Raw genomic sequence first — 17,402 nt, 5'->3', positions numbered from 1 at the left:
AACTATGGAAGAAAAGAAATTTGCGGTATTAATTGATTCCGACAATATATCGGCAAAATACATATCCTGTATCCTGGATGAAATGACCAAATACGGCGTCGTGACTTACCGCAGGATCTACGGGGACTGGACCAATAATCAGGCCTCCAGCTGGCGTACCAAGCTCATTGAGCATTCCCTGACACCGATTCAGCAGTTTGCCAATACGGTAGGCAAAAACGCGACAGATTCCGCGCTGATCATTGACGCGATGGACATTCTTTATACAGACAGTGTGGATGGCTTCTGCATTGTATCCAGTGACAGTGATTTTACGCGGCTGGCCAGCCGGTTCCGGGAGTCCGGCAAGGAAGTGATCGGCATGGGGGAAAAGAAAACGCCCCGGTCCTTCCGGAATGCCTGCAGCCTGTTCCGTGATCTGGAACTGCTGTACAGCCAGCCGGATGAAGAGCAGGGCAAAGAGGAAAAAGGATCCGGTTCCGGATCCAATTCCGATGCCATTGATCAGGGTATGGTGGAAAATGCCATAATTGAAATCATTACAGAGAACAATAACAGCGGGAAAGAAACCGGATTAGGGGAGATCGGATCCCAGCTGCAGAAGAAATATTCGGATTTTGATGTCAGAAATTACGGATACAGTCAGCTGTCTACGTTTATCGAGGATGTGGACAGTCTGGTTCTGAAGAAAAACGGCAACAGCTATTTTGTTCATCTGAAAGAAAACCGCGGCCTGAAGGACAAGGTCAAGAGCTACGCCTGTGAACTGGTGCGTTCTGCCGGAAGTTCCGGCATGGAACTGGCAGTGCTGGGGCAGAAGATCCATTCCCGGTTCCCGAATTTTAAAGTAAAGGAATTCGGTTACGCGACGCTGTCCAAGTTTATTCAGAAACATGAACTTCTGGAAATCCGCGGTGACAGCCGTAAAATCGTATATCTCAGACAGCAGTAAGAGAAACAGGAAAAAGCCAGGCGCGGCCGCGCCTGGCTTTTTCCTATTTCTCACGACTGTGGTGTACAGCAGCGAAAGAGACCAAAAGTTGGAATTCAGGCCTTTTTTCCCTCCGCGCTGACCGCGTCAAAGGTTTTTAAGATGCTTTCTTCCGGTTCCTTTCCTGCCAGGCTGACAATAAGGATGGCCGCGCAGGCAACTGCAAAGGCGGGAAGCAGTTCATAGATGGCCCAGCCGCCGCCCAGACGGGCGATGCCGAATTTCCAGATAAATACCATGGCACCGCCGGCGATCATGCCTGCCAGCGCGCCGTTGCGGGTGGTGCGGCGCCAGAACAGGGAAAAGAGCATGACGGGGCCGAAGGAGGCGCCGAAGCCGGCCCAGGCGAACTGGACGATACGGAATACGGAACTGTTGGGATCCCGGGCCAGTACAACACCGATGACTGCAATGATCAGTACGGTGATCCGTGCCATCAGCATGGATTTTTTCTGGGTCAGATTGATGCCGAGCCAGTCATGGAGAATGTTTTCCGATACACTGGAGGAGGCAGCCAGAAGCTGGGAATCGGAGGTGGACATGGTGCAGGCCAGGATACCGGAAAGGATCAGCCCGGCAGCCAGAATGGGAAGCAGTCCGTGGTGGCTTAACAGCATGGCTACCTTGATGATCAGTTTTTCCGATTCGCCGGATCCGGACAGGGTTTCAATGGCGCCCGCCTTTGTCATGGCGGATCCGATAATACCGATGAAAATAGCGATAAACATGGAGATGACCACCCAGATCGTGGCGATTCTTCTGGAGATGTTCAGTTTTTTCTCATTTTCCGCGCCCATGAAGCGAAGCAGAATATGAGGCATGCCAAAGTAGCCGAGGCCCCAGGCCAGCAGAGAAAAGATGGTCAGCAGGGAATACCGGTCTGCCGCTTTGGTGGTTACATTGTGAATAAAGCGGACGCTTAAATAGCCGTCCATGGAGCGGGCATTGGCCATGACTGCGTCCAGTCCGCCGGCGGTATGGATGCCGAAGAGCAGGACGACGACCAGGGCGCCGGTCATAATGATGCTCTGGATCAGATCCGTAAAGCTGGCAGCCAGAAAACCGCCCAGCGCAGTGTAGATGACAATGATGGCGGCGCTGATGACCATGGCGGGCAGATAAGGGGCGCCGAACATGGTGGAAAACAGTTTGCCGCAGGCGGCAAAGCCGGATGCCGTGTACGGCACGAAAAAGATGACGATTACAATCGCGGAAATGGCAATCAGGCTGTGGCTTTTATCATGAAAGCGGTTTTCAAAGAACTGGGGGATGGTAATAGAGTTGGTCTTTACCGTATAGCGGTGAAGACGCCGGGATACCAGCAGCCAGTTCAGATAGGTGCCGATGGCAAGACCGATGGCAGTCCAGGTCGCTTCGGCGCATCCGGTCAGATAGGCGACGCCGGGCAGACCCATCAGCAGCCAGCTGCTCATATCCGAGGCCTCAGCGCTCATGGCGGTGACAAGAGGGCCGAGCTGGCGTCCGCCCAGGTAGAAGTCTCCTACGTCATTGTTCCTTTTGGCATAATAGACACCGACCAGGACCATAAATACCATATATATGATCATGACGATGAGCATGCCTACAACATTTCCAGTCATAATTTAAGTTCCTCTCCCTTTTTGAATTATAGAATAACGGGACTATTTTACCATAGCAGGGAAAAATAGGCAATTTCCAGTTGCATGCAGGGAATTGTCAATATCTGGAAAATATAGTAAAATTTACAGGATATATGGTCATTGAATGGAAAATATAGTACTATTTACTGGATCCACAGCATAAGGATTTACGGAATCTACAGCATAAGGATTTTCTTAATCCACAGTAAGTATAAGGAACCGTGGGAGCCAGGCGTGCCGGGCGTCCCGCGGATGCAGAACGGAGAGCAGAAACCATGAGTAAAATAAAAGATACCGCCGCGCAGATGAAGCTGGACAGCCCGATTATGGCAGCCACACCCGCGCAGCTGCGCAACGAAGCCCTGCAGGCGGTCCGGGAGGCACTGACAGCCCACAAAGAGGAGATTTTTTCCGCCAATCGTCTGGATATGCAGGCGGCAGAGGAAACCGGGGTCGCTCCGGCGATTATTAAACGGCTGAAATTTGACGAACATAAGCTTGCGGATGTGATCCAGGGGATTACAGACCTGATCGGCCTGCCGGATCCCACCGGACGCATTCTGCTGAACCGGGAACTGGATGAGGGGCTGCGGCTAGTCCGGGAAACCTGCCCGATCGGTGTGATCGGCGTGATTTTTGAGGCAAGGCCCGATGCCCTGGTGCAGATTTCCACGCTGTGTATGAAAAGCGGCAACTGCGCGCTGTTAAAGGGAGGCAGTGAGACGCTGCATACCAACAAGACCCTTTTTTCGATCATTCATGAGGCAGCCTCCGGGGCAGGACTTCCGGCGGACTGTCTGTACCAGATCGAAGCCCGGGAAGAGATCCGGGAGCTTCTGGAGTGCGACAGATATGTGGATCTTCTGATCCCAAGAGGATCCAACGCGTTTGTGCAGTATATCATGAATCACACCAGGATTCCGGTCATGGGGCATGCCGACGGCATCTGCCATATCTATGTGGATAAGGACGCGGATATTGATAAAATTCTTCCGGCGGTTGTAGACGCCAAGGTTCAGTATACAGCAGCCTGCAACGCGGCAGAGACACTGCTGGTGCACCGGGCGATTGCGGAGAAATTCCTGCCCCGGCTGAAAGAAGCCTACGATGCGCAGCATGTGACAATCCGCGGAACCGAAGAAGTACAGAAGATCATTTCCTGCGATTCGGCTTCGGAAGAGGACTTTTCCACGGAATACCTGAGCCTGATGATTTCCGTCAGGCTTGTGGATGATGCGGATGAGGCGATCCGGCATATCAACCGTTACGGTTCCCATCATACGGACGCGATTATGACGGAAAACAGTGAGACAGCTGCCCGGTTTATGCAGCTAGTGGATTCTGCCGGCGTATATCAGAACTGTTCCACACGGTTTGCGGACGGATACCGTTACGGATTCGGCGCGGAAGTGGGAATCAGCACCAGCAAGCTGCATGCCAGGGGACCAGTGGGTCTGGAAGGTCTTGTCACATACAAATACAAGCTGTTCGGCAGCGGACAGACTGTGGACGCGTATGCCACAGGGAAAAAACACTTCCACTTTAAAGATCTGTAGGGAATCCCGGGATTTGCAGACACAATCCTGCAGATTGCCTTCCGGGCACGGCTGCAGCAGGGAATGCCAGAGAGGAATCAGAGAATATGAAAAAGATAATTGCCGCCCTTGGAATATGTACACTGACTGCCGCTGTAAGCCCGGCCTGCCTTTTTGCGGCAGAGCCCTCCGGGCAGCCGCTGCCGTCGGACAGCAGCCGGACCGTTTCGCAGGCGCCGGTGAAGGAAGCGCAGACCATACGGATTTCCCGGAGATCTTACCGCAAATTGAGAACCAGCAAAGATTTCAGCCTGAAGGCCGCTTCCACGGGCAATGGAAAACTGCGTTACCATTCCAGTGACCCGAAGGTTGCTTCGGTATCCTCCAAAGGAAAGGTGAACGTAAAGCGATATGGCAGGACCGTGATCACCGTCAGCTGCGGCGCCACGTCCCGGTACAGGGAAGCCCTTCCCGTCCGGGTGACAGTGGATGTCGTGCCGAAAGCCGTCCGCTGGAAATCTGTCCGTTCCCCGGAGAAGAAGCAGATCAAAGCCAGCTGGAAATATGACAAAACCGTGACAGGCTATCGGATAGAGATCTACCGAAACAAAAAGCTGACCAGCTTGGCCTACAGCAAAAGCTACCGGAATAAACGGGGGAAAAATCAATATACGGATACCGCCTGGTGGAACGGATTTCTGCGCGGACATACCTATTATCTGCGCATGCGGTCCTACGTCCGTTATAAGGGACATAATTATTACAGCAACTACAGCACCGTGAAGGCGGTGAAATCCAGATAGAAGAAAGGAAAAAGCAGATGACGAATAAGGAACTGGTCCTGAAGTTTTATGACGAAGTATTCAACCGGTGGGATGTGTCCAATATTGACACCTACATGAGAGATGACTATATTCAGCACAATGCCGTGGCTGAAACAGGAAAACAGGGGTTCCTGAAATTCTGCGAAAAATTCCTGGCCATGAAGCCCCATATGGAAATCAAGCAGATTCTGGAAGACGGGGACCTGGTGTGCGTATTTTTCAAGTGCACCATGGGGGCCAACGGAATGGAGAACAAGGTCTTTGATCTGTACCGGATTCAGGACGGCAAACTGGCAGAGCATTGGGACAGTGTGGAGCATGATATCGGCAAAGTGGTGCCGGTGCATGCAAACGGACTGTTTTAATGAATAAAGCATTGCGTTTGTAAGAAGGAGGAAGCAATCCATGGATGTATCACAGGCAATCAACAACAGAAAATCAATCCGCACATACACAGGCGAACCGGTGACAGAAGCACAGCTGAAAGCGATTCTGAAGGCGGCAAACGAGGCGCCGGTAGGCATGGGCAAATACGACTGCTACCAGCTGACCGTAATTACAGAGAAAGAACTGTTAAAAGCGATCGATGCCAATGGCGCGGAATTCTTCGGAGATCCGTCGCTGCATCCGCTGTACGGCGCGCCCACCCTGATTCTGGTATCCGGAAAAGAGGAAGGAAATGTACCCAGCGCCAATGCGGCGATGATTATTCACAATATGGCACTGGAGGCCGTGGAACAGGGCGTCGGCCAGGTGGATATCTACGGCGCGGTCGCCGGACTGAATCAGAATGGGGACCTGCTGGCCCGCCTGCATCTGCCGGAAGGCTTTAAGCCTTATGGCGGCATCGCGGTGGGTCAGACCACCGAAACCTACAGCAGCCGGGAAATTCCGGCAGAACGGATTGCCGTATCTTATCTGAAATAAACGGCTGGATCCGCACCAAAAGCCACGTCTGGCGCGCTTTCGGGAACCGGGGCGCAGACCGGACCGGAATGGGGACATTCCGATCCGGCCTGCGCCTTCTTTTTTCCCCGGTATTCTTGACGCCTCCTGACTGTGACGTTACAATGAGGGGCATGAATGAAAGAAATATTACAGAAGGCTGCCTTGGCCTGACGGCTGAGCAGGTACGAAAACATGTGGAACAGGGGGAAGTGAATTCCCGCTGTGAAAACGGAACAAAGAGTGTCCGGGAGATTATCAAATCCAATCTCCTGACCTATTTTAATATGGTATTTGTGGTTCTGGCCATTCTGCTGGTGATTGCGGGAGCCTTCTCCGATCTGAGCTTTCTGCTGATCATTGCGGCCAATTCCGCCATTGGCATTTTTCAGGAACTGCGCTCCAAACAAGTGCTGGACCGTATGAACCTGATGACAGAACCGCAGGTCACCGTGATCCGTGACGGAAAAGTCGGAGAGATCCGTTCCACCCATATCGTACTGGGCGAATCGGTGGTCCTGAAATCCGGGATGCAGATTCCGGCGGACTGCCGTCTGGTGAAGGGTTCCCTGCATGTCAACGAATCCATTCTTACCGGCGAATCCGACGAAATTCCCAAGAATCCGGGAGACGGACTCCTGGCCGGCAGTATCATCATTTCCGGTGCGTGCGTAGCAGAAGTCACCGCCGTTTCCGAGGCGACCTATGCGGCCCGGCTGACGATGGAAGCGACGCAGATGAACCAGGAGGAGCAGTCGGAGATCCTGCGGACACTGGATAAAATGCTGAAGTTTTTCGGCATACTGATTATTCCGCTGGGCATCATTCTGTTTGTGGAGCAGATGAAGATTTCCGGCCTGGGCTTTTCCGAAAATGTTACCGGCACAGTGGCCGCGCTGATCGGCATGATTCCGGAGGGAATCTATCTGACCACCAGCGTGGCCCTGGCACTGAGCGCAATGAAGCTGGCTGCCGGTCAGGTGCTGGTACACGACCTGAAATGCATCGAAACCCTGGCCCGGGTGGATGTGCTTTGTGTGGACAAGACCGGCACCATTACAGAGAAAGACATGAAAGTCTCTGCCTGCCATTCCTTATATCCGAAAATCAAAGATACCGACCTGCAGGTGCTTCTTGCCGACTATGCGGCTTCCATGCAGGATGAAAATGATACCATGCGTGCGGTCCGGGCATATTTTTCCAAGGCGAGCGGGCGCAGGGCGTCGCAGACCTGTCCCTTTTCTTCGAAATACAAGTATTCAGCCGCCAGGATGGGAGAGGCCAATTATGTCTTTGGCGCGCCGGAGTATGTGCTGGGCAGCCGCTGCGGGGAGTTTCAGGACATACTGAACCAGGAGGCATCTGCCGGCCGGCGTGTTCTGGCATTTGCTCTGTATCCCTATCTGCCCGCCGGCGAAGGGCTGAATGATCCGGAGGGAACGCAGCGGGAGATTCTGCCTCTGGCGCTGATCGCGCTGGAAAACCCCATCCGCAGGGGCGCGCCGGATACCTTCCGTTATTTCCGGCAGCAGGGCGTGGCAGTAAAGGTGATTTCCGGAGATAATCCCCTGACCGTATCCCAGGTAGCCCGGCGGGCGGGCATCGAAGGCGCGGAGAAGTACGCGGATGCTTCCGCGTTTCGCAATGAGGGCGAACTGATCGCAGCCGCCTCCAAATATACCGTATTCGGCCGTGTGGCGCCGGAACAGAAGAAAAAACTGGTAGCCGCGATTCAGCGCAGCGGCAAAAAGGTTGCCATGACCGGCGACGGTGTGAATGATATCATCGCCATGAAACAGTCCGACTGCAGCATCGCCATGGCTTCCGGCGCGGAAGCGGCATCCCAGGCCGCCCAGCTGGTACTGCTGGATTCGGATTTTTCCCATATGCCTTCGATTGTGGATGAAGGCCGCCGTGTGGTGAATAATATCCAGCGGGCCGCCAGTCTGTATCTGGTGAAAAATATTTTTTCTCTGCTGTTAGCAGTTTTTTCCGTGATTCTGATGCTGAATTATCCGCTGAATCCTTCGCAGATCACACTGATCAGTCTGTTTACCATTGGAATCCCATCTTTTGTCCTGGCACTGGAGCCGAATCACGAGCCCATCCGGGGCGGGTTTCTGCACAATATTCTGCTGAAGTCCCTTCCGGCCGGAATCACGGATTTCCTTGTGGTCAGCGGACTGGTGATTTTTGCCCAGGTCTTCCATCTGGACAGCAGCAGTCTTTCCACATCCTGCAGCATTATTGTGGCCATTGTAGGATTTATGATTCTGATCCGAATCATGGACATGAAGAAAAAGCAGCATCTGCTTACACTGCTGGCCCTGGTATTCGGCTGGGTGATTTCCATGTGGCTGTTTCCGGAATTCTTCGGCATTACATCCATTTCGGCTAAGTGCCTGATGCTGTTTATCATATTTGCGATTACAACTGAGCCCATTCTCAGGTATTTCAGCCTGGCAGCTGAAAAACTGGATCTTCTTATAAAACTTCTGAAAGAACGGTTCGGCCGCGGATGACAGACTGGGGAGAACACAGTTCAGTCATAGAATTGTGGTATTATAGCAGAGTTCCAGGGGAAACCGGGAAGAAAGGAAAGGCAAACATGGATAAATTAAAGATATTAGTCGTAGATGACGAAGCCAGAATGCGAAAACTGGTGCGGGATTTTCTTGTGCGGAGCAATTTTGAGGTCATAGAAGCCGGTGACGGCGAGGAAGCACTGGATCTTTTCTATTCGGAAAAAGATATCGCGTTGGTGATTCTGGATATTATGATGCCGAAGATTGACGGCTGGGGCGTCTGCCGGGAAATTCGCGAATCCTCCAAAGTGCCGATTATCATGCTGACGGCCAAAGGCGACGAGAGCGATGAGCTGAACGGATTTGACATGGGAGCGGATGAATATATCTCCAAGCCCTTCAGCCCGAAGATCCTTGTGGCGCGGGTATCCGCGCTGCTGCGCAGATCCAACAAACTGGACCCGGATGAGACGCTGGAAGCCGGCGGAATTGTTCTGAACAAGGCCGCCCATACCGTGACAATTGACGGGCAGACGGTGGATATGAGCTTTAAAGAATTTGAACTTCTGACCTATTTTATGGAAAATGCGGGCATTGCCCTGTCCAGGGAAAAGATCCTGAATTCCGTATGGAATTACGATTACTTCGGCGATGCCAGAACCATTGACACCCATGTGAAAAAACTGAGAAATAAAATGGGGGAAAAGGGAACATACATCAAAACCATCTGGGGTATGGGTTATAAATTTGAGGCAGCGGAACAGCATGAAAAGAAATAAACCGCAGACAAAAGAGACGCTGCCGCCGGACAGAGAAAAAATCCGGGTGACCTATGAAAGAAAACAGCGGAAGAAGCCGGGACAGAGACTTCGAGGACGGTTCCGCAGTCTGTCGATCCGGGGAGAGATGATCCTGCTTGTCAGCCTGCTGATCGCCGGCGCGGTCATGATCTGCTGGCTTCTGAATTTCAGTGTGCTTGGCAGCTATTATCAGTCCCAGAAGCTGAAAACACTGAAATCCGCTTACAGCGAACTCTCAGACGCAGCGGAAAACGGCGAAATCTTTGATGAAAAATATTCGGATGTCTTTGAACGGCTGACGTCCAACGGCAACCTGACGATTGTTGTGGTCAGCCCGGATTTCAGCAAAATGCTCACCAGTGCCCGGGATTCCTCCATGGCAGAGAAAGATATTAAAGATTTTATTTTTCAGAAATACAATGGCAAGACAGATATCCTGTATGAGGGAGACTATTACACGATTCTCCGGGCAAATGACAGGCGTCTGGGAGAAAAGTATCTGTATCTGACGGGAAATTTATCCTCAGCCGAGGGCGAACAGGTCCTGATCAAGACGCCGCTGGCAAGCATCAGGGAAAGCGCGGCGATCTCCAACCGTTTTCTGATTTTTGCGGGTATTGTCGCAATTCTTGCAGGCGTGATTGCCGCCTGGTTTATGACAAACCGGATTACCGGACCGATCCGGGTGCTGACAGATATCTCTCAGCGGATGGTGGATCTGGATTTTGAGACCAAGTATCGGAAGGATGCCTGGAAAGACAGAGAATGGCGCAGACAGCGCATGCGGGTCAGACCGGGCAGACTGCTGAAAAAGTGGAAAACAGAGGAAATGGGCGGCAGGGTACCGGAAGGGAATGAGATCGACCAGCTGGGAGAACATATGAATGTACTTTCTTCCCGGTTGGAACAGACCATTTCGGAACTGAAGTCCGCCAACGCGGAACTCCAGACCGATATTGAGCGAAAGACAGAGATCGATGAGATGCGGAAAGAGTTTTTATCCAATGTGTCCCATGAGTTAAAGACGCCGCTGGCCTTGATTCAGGGGTATGCGGAAGGACTGCAGGCCTGCGTCAATGACGATCAGGAAAGCCGGGAATTTTACTGTGAAGTGATTATTGACGAAGCAGATAAGATGAACCGGATGGTAAAAAAACTTCTGACCCTGAATCAGCTGGAATTCGGCAATGAACAGATCCACATGGAACGCTTTGACATTACCGAGCTGATCCGCGGTGTATCCAATTCCACGAAAATCCTGCGGGATCAGCAGGGAATCTCCCTGGTGCTTTCCTGTGAAACACCGGAATATGTCTGGGGAGATGAGTTCAAAGTGGAGGAAGTCATTACCAACTATATGAGCAACGCAATCAACCACTGTGACGGAGAAAAACAGATCCGTATCTTTTATACCCGGAAAGAAAATGACATCCTCCGGATCAGCGTGTTTAATACCGGGCCGAGGATTCCGGAAGAAGATCTGGAACGGATCTGGATCAAGTTTTACAAGGTCGACAAAGCCCATACCCGGGCCTACGGGGGCAGCGGAATCGGTCTGTCCATCGTAAAGGCGATCATGGACTCCCTGCATCAGGCATGCGGCGTAATCAATCACGAAGACGGTGTGGAATTCTGGCTGGAACTGAGCAGGAAATAAGTATCAGAGAAACAAACAAGAAACGGGAAGAGGAAACAGGAAAAATGATAGGAATAATCGATTATGACGCTGGCAATATCAGAAGTGTGGAAAAAGCCCTGAAGTATCTGGGGGAAGAGGTGGAGGTGACCGGAGATCCCGAACGGCTCCGCCGGGCGGAGAAGCTGATTCTGCCGGGGGTCGGCGCTTTTGGGGATGCCATGGGGCATATCCGGGAGCGGCATCTGGATGAATTGATCCGGGAAATCTGCCGGGTGGGGAAACCGCTGCTGGGCATCTGCCTGGGACTGCAGGTGCTGTTTGAGGACAGCGAGGAGAGCCCGGGAGTACCGGGACTGGGAATCCTGAAGGGACATATTCTGCGGATTCCGGATCAGGAAGGGCTGAAGATTCCTCATATCGGTTGGAATGATCTGACACTGACCGGAAACGGCAGACTGTTTCGGGACATTGCGGACCATCCGTATGTATACTTTGTGCATTCCTATTATCTGAAGGCGGCGGATCCGGCCATTGTGCGTGCTTCAACGGAATACAGCACTCATATCCACGCATCGGTGGAGCAGGACAATGTCTTTGCCTGCCAGTTCCATCCGGAGAAAAGCAGTAAGACCGGACTGAAAATACTGAAAAATTTCGCAGAGCTGTAGGGAGGCTGTTATGTTTACAAAACGCATTATTCCATGTCTGGATGTCAATGACGGACGTGTGGTAAAAGGAGTAAATTTCGTGAATTTAAGAGATGCCGGCGATCCGGTGGAGATCGCGGCGGCCTATGACCAGGCTGGGGCGGACGAGCTGGTTTTCCTGGATATTACCGCGACTTCGGATGCCAGAAGCACAGTGGTGAATATGGTGCGCCGGGTGGCGGAAAAAGTATTTATTCCCTTTACGGTAGGCGGCGGAATCCGCACGGTCGAGGACTTTCGGGCGATTCTGCGGGAAGGTGCGGACAAAGTGTCAGTGAATTCTTCCGCCATCCACAATCCCCGGCTGATTGCGGATGCCGCGGAGAAATTCGGCAGCCAGTGTGTGGTGGTGGCCATTGACGCCAAGCGCAGACCCGAAGGAGAAGGCTGGGAAGTGTATATTAACGGCGGAAGGATCAATACCGGTCTGGATGCTGTGGAGTGGGCAGAAAAAGCCAACCGGCTGGGCGCCGGGGAAATCCTGTTGACCAGCATGGACTGCGACGGCACGAAAGCCGGATACGATCTGGAACTGACCAGAACCATCGCGGACCGGGTTTCCATTCCGGTGATCGCCTCCGGCGGCGCGGGAACCAGGAGCCATTTTTATGACGCCCTGACCGAGGGAGGCGCGGATGCGGCACTGGCGGCATCTCTGTTCCATTACAAGGAGCTGGAAATCCGGGACCTGAAAGACTATCTGGCCGGACGGGGTGTTTCCGTGCGGCGGGAGTGCATGTAAGAACATATTTTCGAGAAAACTTGCGGAAATTCTTTTTTTCTGCAATAATATACAGGTTGCCGCGAAGGAGCGGCAACCTTGTTTTATCTGACTGCAGAGCAGCAAGGAGGGATTGTTATGCCGCCCATTACGAATGACTGGACGAAACCGCTGGCGGAAGAGTTTAAAAAGCCGTATTACAGACAGCTGTATCAGACGGTGCTTCAGGAGTACCGTACCCGGAAGATATTTCCGGCTGCGGATGATATTTTCAACGCCTTTCATCTGACGCCCCTGTCCCAGGTAAAAGTGGTGATTCTCGGTCAGGATCCCTATCACAATGACGGGCAGGCACACGGACTCTGTTTTTCCGTCAAACCGGATGTGGACATTCCCCCTTCTCTGGCAAATATCTATAAAGAGCTCCAGGATGAACTGGGGCTGAAAATACCGAACAACGGCTATCTGGTAAAATGGGCAAAGCAGGGCGTACTGCTGCTGAATACAGTACTGACCGTGCGGGCGCATCAGGCCAATTCCCATCAGGGGATCGGCTGGGAGCAGTTCACGGACGCCGTGATCCGCGCGGTGAATCAGCAGGACCGCCCCATTGTTTTTCTGCTCTGGGGAGGACCGGCCCGCCGCAAGGCAGCCATGCTGAACAATCCGAAGCATCTGATCCTGGAGGCGCCCCATCCAAGCCCCCTGTCCGCTTACCGCGGATTTTTCGGCTGCGGACATTTCAAAAAGACCAACGAATTTCTGCAGTCCCATGGCCTGGAACCCATTGACTGGCAGATTGAAGACCGATAGAGGAAAGACAGGGAGATAGTATATGGCAAAATCAACATATAATGCAGACAACATATCGGTACTGGAAGGACTGGATGCCGTGCGCAAGCGTCCGGGCATGTACATCGGCAGCGTGTCCCGGAAGGGACTGAACCATCTGATTTACGAGATTGTGGACAATGCGGTGGATGAGCATCTGGCCGGAGCCTGTGATACGATCCATGTCACACTGGAGGCAGACGGCTCCTGTACAGTAGAAGATAACGGAAGGGGAATTCCGGTGGAAATGCATGCCAAGGGAGTGTCAGCCGCCCGCCTGGTGTTTTCCACACTGCACGCCGGCGGCAAATTTGACAGCGACGCCTACAAGACCAGCGGCGGACTCCACGGGGTGGGATCTTCTGTGGTAAACGCCCTTTCCACCTATATGGATGTGGAGATCAGCCGGGACGGCGCCGTGCATCATGACCGCTATGAAAAAGGGCATCCGGTGATCGAACTGGAGCATGGACTGCTTCCTGTGATCGGGAAAACAAAAAAAACCGGCACAAAGATCAATTTTCTGCCGGATCCCGAGATTTTTGAAAAAACAAGATTCAAAGAGGATGAGATCAAGAGCCGCCTGCATGAGACGGCGTATCTGAACCCGAAGCTGACCATTCTGTATGATGATCTGCGGCCGGAAGAGCCGGAGCATATCGTCTACCACGAAGAAGAGGGACTGGCAGGCTTCGTGCGGGCCCTGAACCGCAGCGCGGAGACACTCCATGAGCCGATCTGCTTTTCCGGATCCGCCGAAGGTATCCAGGTGGAAGCCGCTTTTCAGTATACCGGGGAATTTCATGAAAATATTCTCGGATTCTGCAACAATATCTACAATGCGGAAGGCGGCACCCATATCACCGGCTTCAAGACCGCGTATACCACGATAATGAACAATTACGCACGGGAGCTGGGAATCCTGAAGGAAAAGGACGCGAACTTCACCGGGGCGGATGTGCGCAACGGAATGTCCGCGGTGATTGCGATCAAACATCCCGATCCGCGGTTTGAAGGACAGACCAAGACCAAACTGGACAATCAGGATGCGGCAAGAGTAACAGCAAAAGTGACTTCGGAGGAAGTGCAGCTGTTTTTTGACAAAAATCTGGACACCTTGAAGACCGTGCTGTCCTGCGCGGAAAAAGCGGCGAAAATCAGAAAATCCGAAGAAAAAGCCAAGACGAATCTGCTGACCAAACAGAAATTTTCCTTTGATTCCAACGGCAAGCTGGCAAACTGTGAAAGCCGGGACGCTTCCAAATGTGAGATTTTTATTGTGGAGGGAGACTCCGCCGGAGGCTCGGCCAAGATGGCAAGGGACCGGAAGTATCAGGCCATCCTTCCGATCCGCGGAAAGATCCTGAATGTGGAAAAGGCAAGCATTGACAAGGTGCTTGCCAACGCGGAGATCAAGACCATGATCAATGCCTTCGGCTGCGGGTTTTCCGAAGGATATGGCAATGATTTTGACATCAGTAAGCTGCGGTATGACAAGATCGTGATTATGGCGGATGCCGATGTGGACGGCGCCCATATTTCCACCCTTCTGCTGACCCTGTTTTACCGTTTTATGCCGGAACTGATTCTGGAAGGGCATGTGTATCTGGCAATGCCGCCCCTGTATAAAGTCATGCCGGCCAGGGGCGAGGGAGAATACCTTTACGATGATGAAGCTCTGGAACGTTACCGCAAAACCCATAAAGGCAGTTTTACCCTGCAGCGGTATAAAGGACTGGGGGAAATGGATGCCCAGCAGCTGTGGGAGACAACTCTGGATCCGGCCACACGCCTGATGAAGCGGGTGGGCATTGAGGACGGACGCATGGCTTCCGAGGTGACGGAGATGCTGATGGGAAGCGATGTCCCGCCACGCAGGGCCTTTATCTATGAACATGCGAATGATGCCGAACTGGATATTTAGGAAGACGGAGAGTAAGTATGGAAGATACAAAAGAGCAGATCATACAGACAGAATATGCGGAGATTATGCAGAAGTCCTATATTGACTATGCCATGAGCGTCATTGTGTCCCGCGCCCTTCCCGATGTCCGGGACGGACTGAAGCCGGTGCAGCGGCGAACCCTGTACGATATGTATGAGCTGGGACTGCGCAATGAGCGTCCTTACCGGAAAAGTGCCAGAATTGTAGGGGATACCATGGGTAAATTTCATCCCCACGGGGACAGCTCGATCTACGGCGCCCTGGTTGTGATGGCCCAGGACTTTAAAAACAGCGTTCCGCTGGTGGACGGCCACGGGAATTTCGGCTCTGTGGAGGGAGACGGGGCTGCGGCCATGCGCTATACGGAGGCCCGCCTGCAGAAGATTACCCAGGAAGTGTACCTGGGTGACCTGGATAAAGATGTGGTGACCTTTGTACCGAATTTTGACGCCACAGAGAAAGAACCCTCTGTTTTGCCGGTGCGGGTGCCGAATCTGCTGATCAACGGTGCGGAAGGCATTGCCGTCGGCATGGCTACCAGTGTGCCGCCCCATAATCTGGGCGAAGTGATTGACGGGGTAATTGCCTATATGAAGAATCCGGATATTTCCGTAAAGGAAATGCTGGAAATTATACCGGGACCTGATTTTCCCACAGGAGGAATTGTGGCCAACAAGTCCGATCTGGAACAGATCTATTCCACCGGAAGGGGTAAGATACGCCTGCGGGGAAAGGTGGAGACCGAGCAGCTCAAAGGCGGCAAGCAGAATCTGGTCATTACGGAGATCCCCTATCCGATGGTGGGAGCCAATATCGGCAAATTCTTAAACGATGTGTACCATCTGGCGGAAAGCAAGAAAACCACGGATATCCTGGATATCTCCAACCAGTCTTCCAAAGACGGCATTCGCATCGTCATCGAACTGCGCCGGGGGGCAGATGCGGAAAATCTGTGCAACCTTTTATATAAGAAGACACGGCTGGAGGATACCTTTGGCGTAAACATGCTGGCAGTGGCGGAGGGGCGTCCGGAAACCCTGGGACTTCTGGATGTGATCCGCCATCATGTGAAGTTCCAGTATGAGATGAATACCAGAAAATACCAGAATCTGCTGCAGAAAGAAATGGACCGGAAGGAGATTCAGGAAGGCCTGATCCAGGCAGTGGATGTGATTGATCTGATCATTGAAATCCTGCGGGGCTCCAAGGATATGAAACAGGCGAAGAACTGCCTGATCCATGGGGTCACGGATGGAATCCGGTTCCGGGTCAAAGCCCATGAAAAGGAAGCGAAAGCCCTGAAATTTACGGAGCGTCAGGCCACTGCGATTCTGCAGATGCGCCTGTACCGCCTGATCGGTCTGGAACTGGAGGCACTGGAAGCAGAGCATGAAGAAACCCTGCAGAAGATCGCGTTTTACAATAAAGTGCTGGGCAGCAGGACAGAGATGGCCAAGGTCATCATCAAAGATCTGAAAAAGATCCGGAAAGATTACGCGGTTCCCCGCAAAACAGTGATCGCGGATCTGGATGAGACGGCCTACCGGGAAGAAGGGCCGAAAGAGATGGAAGTCACATTCCTGATGGATCGGTTCGGCTATGTCCGTACGGTGGATAAGGCGACCTATGAGAGGAACCGGGAAGCGGCAGACAAGAATCACCGCTGTGTCCTGCCCTGTATGAATACGGACCGGATTATGATCTTCACCAACCGGGGCAGCATGCATATGCTCAAAGTGCTGGATCTGCCCTTTGGCAAGTTCCGGGACAAGGGGACGCCTGTGGACAACCTGACCAATTATTCCAGCGCGGAAGAAGAGATCCTGTATGTGGGATGTTTCAATGAAATCCGGAAAAAGAAACTGTTATTTGCCACACGGAACGGAATGGTCAAACTGGTGGACGGCAGTGAATTTGATGTATCCAAACGCACCACTGCCGCCACCAAACTGTCCGAAGGGGATGAACTGATTTATGCAGGCACAGTGGAGGAGGAGGATTCCCTGGTGCTTCAGTCAGACAGAAACTACTTCCTGCGGATCCATGCCATGGACATTCCGGAAAAGAAAAAACAGCCATCGGCGTCCGGGGAATGAAGACGGAAGAAGGGGAAAGACTGGCGTCTGCCTACCTGGTAAAGCCGGATGACATACAGGTGGTCCGGATTAAGGACCGGGAGGTGAACCTGAACCGTCTGCATCTTTCCCGCAGGGATACCCGGGGAACCAGGCGATGAGTCGGGTGTCAAATCATAAAATTTCTATAAAGAATCAACTTGACCTTGCGGATGCTCTATGCTATTATCACGGATAGACTA

The 17,402-nt window shown here is 52.5% G+C and carries 13 protein-coding genes and 1 pseudogene; 13 read left to right on the top strand and 1 reads right to left on the bottom strand.

Annotated elements, in window-relative coordinates:
- The first annotated feature begins 4 nt into the window (after positions 1-4).
- A complete protein-coding gene (locus tag CXIVA_RS01505) occupies positions 5-952 on the top strand; it encodes an NYN domain-containing protein (RefSeq protein ID WP_013976239.1) in 948 nt (315 codons plus the stop codon).
- Positions 953-1,047: 95 nt separating this feature from the next.
- Here the strand turns inward: CXIVA_RS01505 and CXIVA_RS01500 are convergent, their stop codons facing one another.
- Positions 1,048-2,592, bottom strand: a complete 1,545-nt coding sequence (locus CXIVA_RS01500; protein ID WP_013976238.1) for a sodium/proline symporter — start codon at positions 2,590-2,592, stop codon at positions 1,048-1,050.
- Between the two features lie 296 nt (positions 2,593-2,888).
- Between CXIVA_RS01500 and CXIVA_RS01495 the strand changes: the two genes are divergently transcribed.
- The 12 genes and pseudogenes from CXIVA_RS01495 to CXIVA_RS01440 all read left to right on the top strand — a co-directional run bounded on the left by CXIVA_RS01495 (position 2,889) and on the right by CXIVA_RS01440 (position 17,321).
- Positions 2,889-4,169 (top strand): glutamate-5-semialdehyde dehydrogenase, encoded by a 1,281-nt coding sequence (locus CXIVA_RS01495; RefSeq protein WP_013976237.1) that lies wholly within the window; start codon positions 2,889-2,891, stop codon positions 4,167-4,169.
- 86 nt (positions 4,170-4,255) lie between these two features.
- Complete coding sequence (locus CXIVA_RS01490; RefSeq protein ID WP_013976236.1) at positions 4,256-4,951, top strand: Ig-like domain-containing protein; 696 nt, start codon at positions 4,256-4,258, stop codon at positions 4,949-4,951.
- Positions 4,952-4,968: 17 nt separating this feature from the next.
- Positions 4,969-5,337: a nuclear transport factor 2 family protein gene (locus CXIVA_RS01485; RefSeq protein ID WP_013976235.1), complete on the top strand. Its 369-nt coding sequence runs from the start codon at positions 4,969-4,971 to the stop codon at positions 5,335-5,337.
- A 40-nt stretch (positions 5,338-5,377) separates the two neighbouring features.
- On the top strand, positions 5,378-5,899 hold the full coding sequence (locus CXIVA_RS01480; protein WP_013976234.1) for a nitroreductase family protein: 522 nt from the start codon (positions 5,378-5,380) through the stop codon (positions 5,897-5,899).
- Positions 5,900-6,051: 152 nt separating this feature from the next.
- On the top strand, positions 6,052-8,439 hold the full coding sequence (locus CXIVA_RS01475) for an HAD-IC family P-type ATPase (protein ID WP_013976233.1): 2,388 nt from the start codon (positions 6,052-6,054) through the stop codon (positions 8,437-8,439).
- Positions 8,440-8,525: 86 nt separating this feature from the next.
- Positions 8,526-9,221: a response regulator transcription factor gene (locus tag CXIVA_RS01470; protein WP_013976232.1), complete on the top strand. Its 696-nt coding sequence runs from the start codon at positions 8,526-8,528 to the stop codon at positions 9,219-9,221.
- Positions 9,208-10,899, top strand: coding sequence for a HAMP domain-containing sensor histidine kinase (locus CXIVA_RS01465; protein WP_013976231.1), 1,692 nt, complete (start codon positions 9,208-9,210; stop codon positions 10,897-10,899). The genes CXIVA_RS01470 and CXIVA_RS01465 overlap by 14 nt, the downstream gene beginning before the upstream one ends.
- A 44-nt stretch (positions 10,900-10,943) precedes the next feature.
- On the top strand, positions 10,944-11,549 hold the full coding sequence (hisH, locus tag CXIVA_RS01460; RefSeq protein WP_013976230.1) for an imidazole glycerol phosphate synthase subunit HisH: 606 nt from the start codon (positions 10,944-10,946) through the stop codon (positions 11,547-11,549).
- Between the two features lie 10 nt (positions 11,550-11,559).
- Positions 11,560-12,330 carry an imidazole glycerol phosphate synthase subunit HisF gene (hisF, locus tag CXIVA_RS01455; protein WP_013976229.1) on the top strand — a complete coding sequence of 257 codons (771 nt, stop codon included), beginning with the start codon at positions 11,560-11,562 and terminating at the stop codon, positions 12,328-12,330.
- A gap of 117 nt (positions 12,331-12,447) precedes the next feature.
- Positions 12,448-13,122 (top strand): uracil-DNA glycosylase, encoded by a 675-nt coding sequence (ung, locus tag CXIVA_RS01450; protein WP_041727536.1) that lies wholly within the window; start codon positions 12,448-12,450, stop codon positions 13,120-13,122.
- A 22-nt stretch (positions 13,123-13,144) separates the two neighbouring features.
- Complete coding sequence (locus CXIVA_RS01445) at positions 13,145-15,064, top strand: DNA gyrase subunit B (RefSeq protein WP_013976227.1); 1,920 nt, start codon at positions 13,145-13,147, stop codon at positions 15,062-15,064.
- A gap of 17 nt (positions 15,065-15,081) precedes the next feature.
- A pseudogene (locus CXIVA_RS01440) lies at positions 15,082-17,321 on the top strand (DNA topoisomerase (ATP-hydrolyzing)).
- Positions 17,322-17,402: the final 81 nt, after the last annotated feature.

Source organism: Clostridium sp. SY8519, assembly GCF_000270305.1.
Lineage (GTDB): Bacteria > Bacillota > Clostridia > Lachnospirales > Lachnospiraceae > SY8519.
Note: the sequence above shows the minus strand (reverse complement) of the source record. Positions and strands in the feature narration are given on the sequence as shown.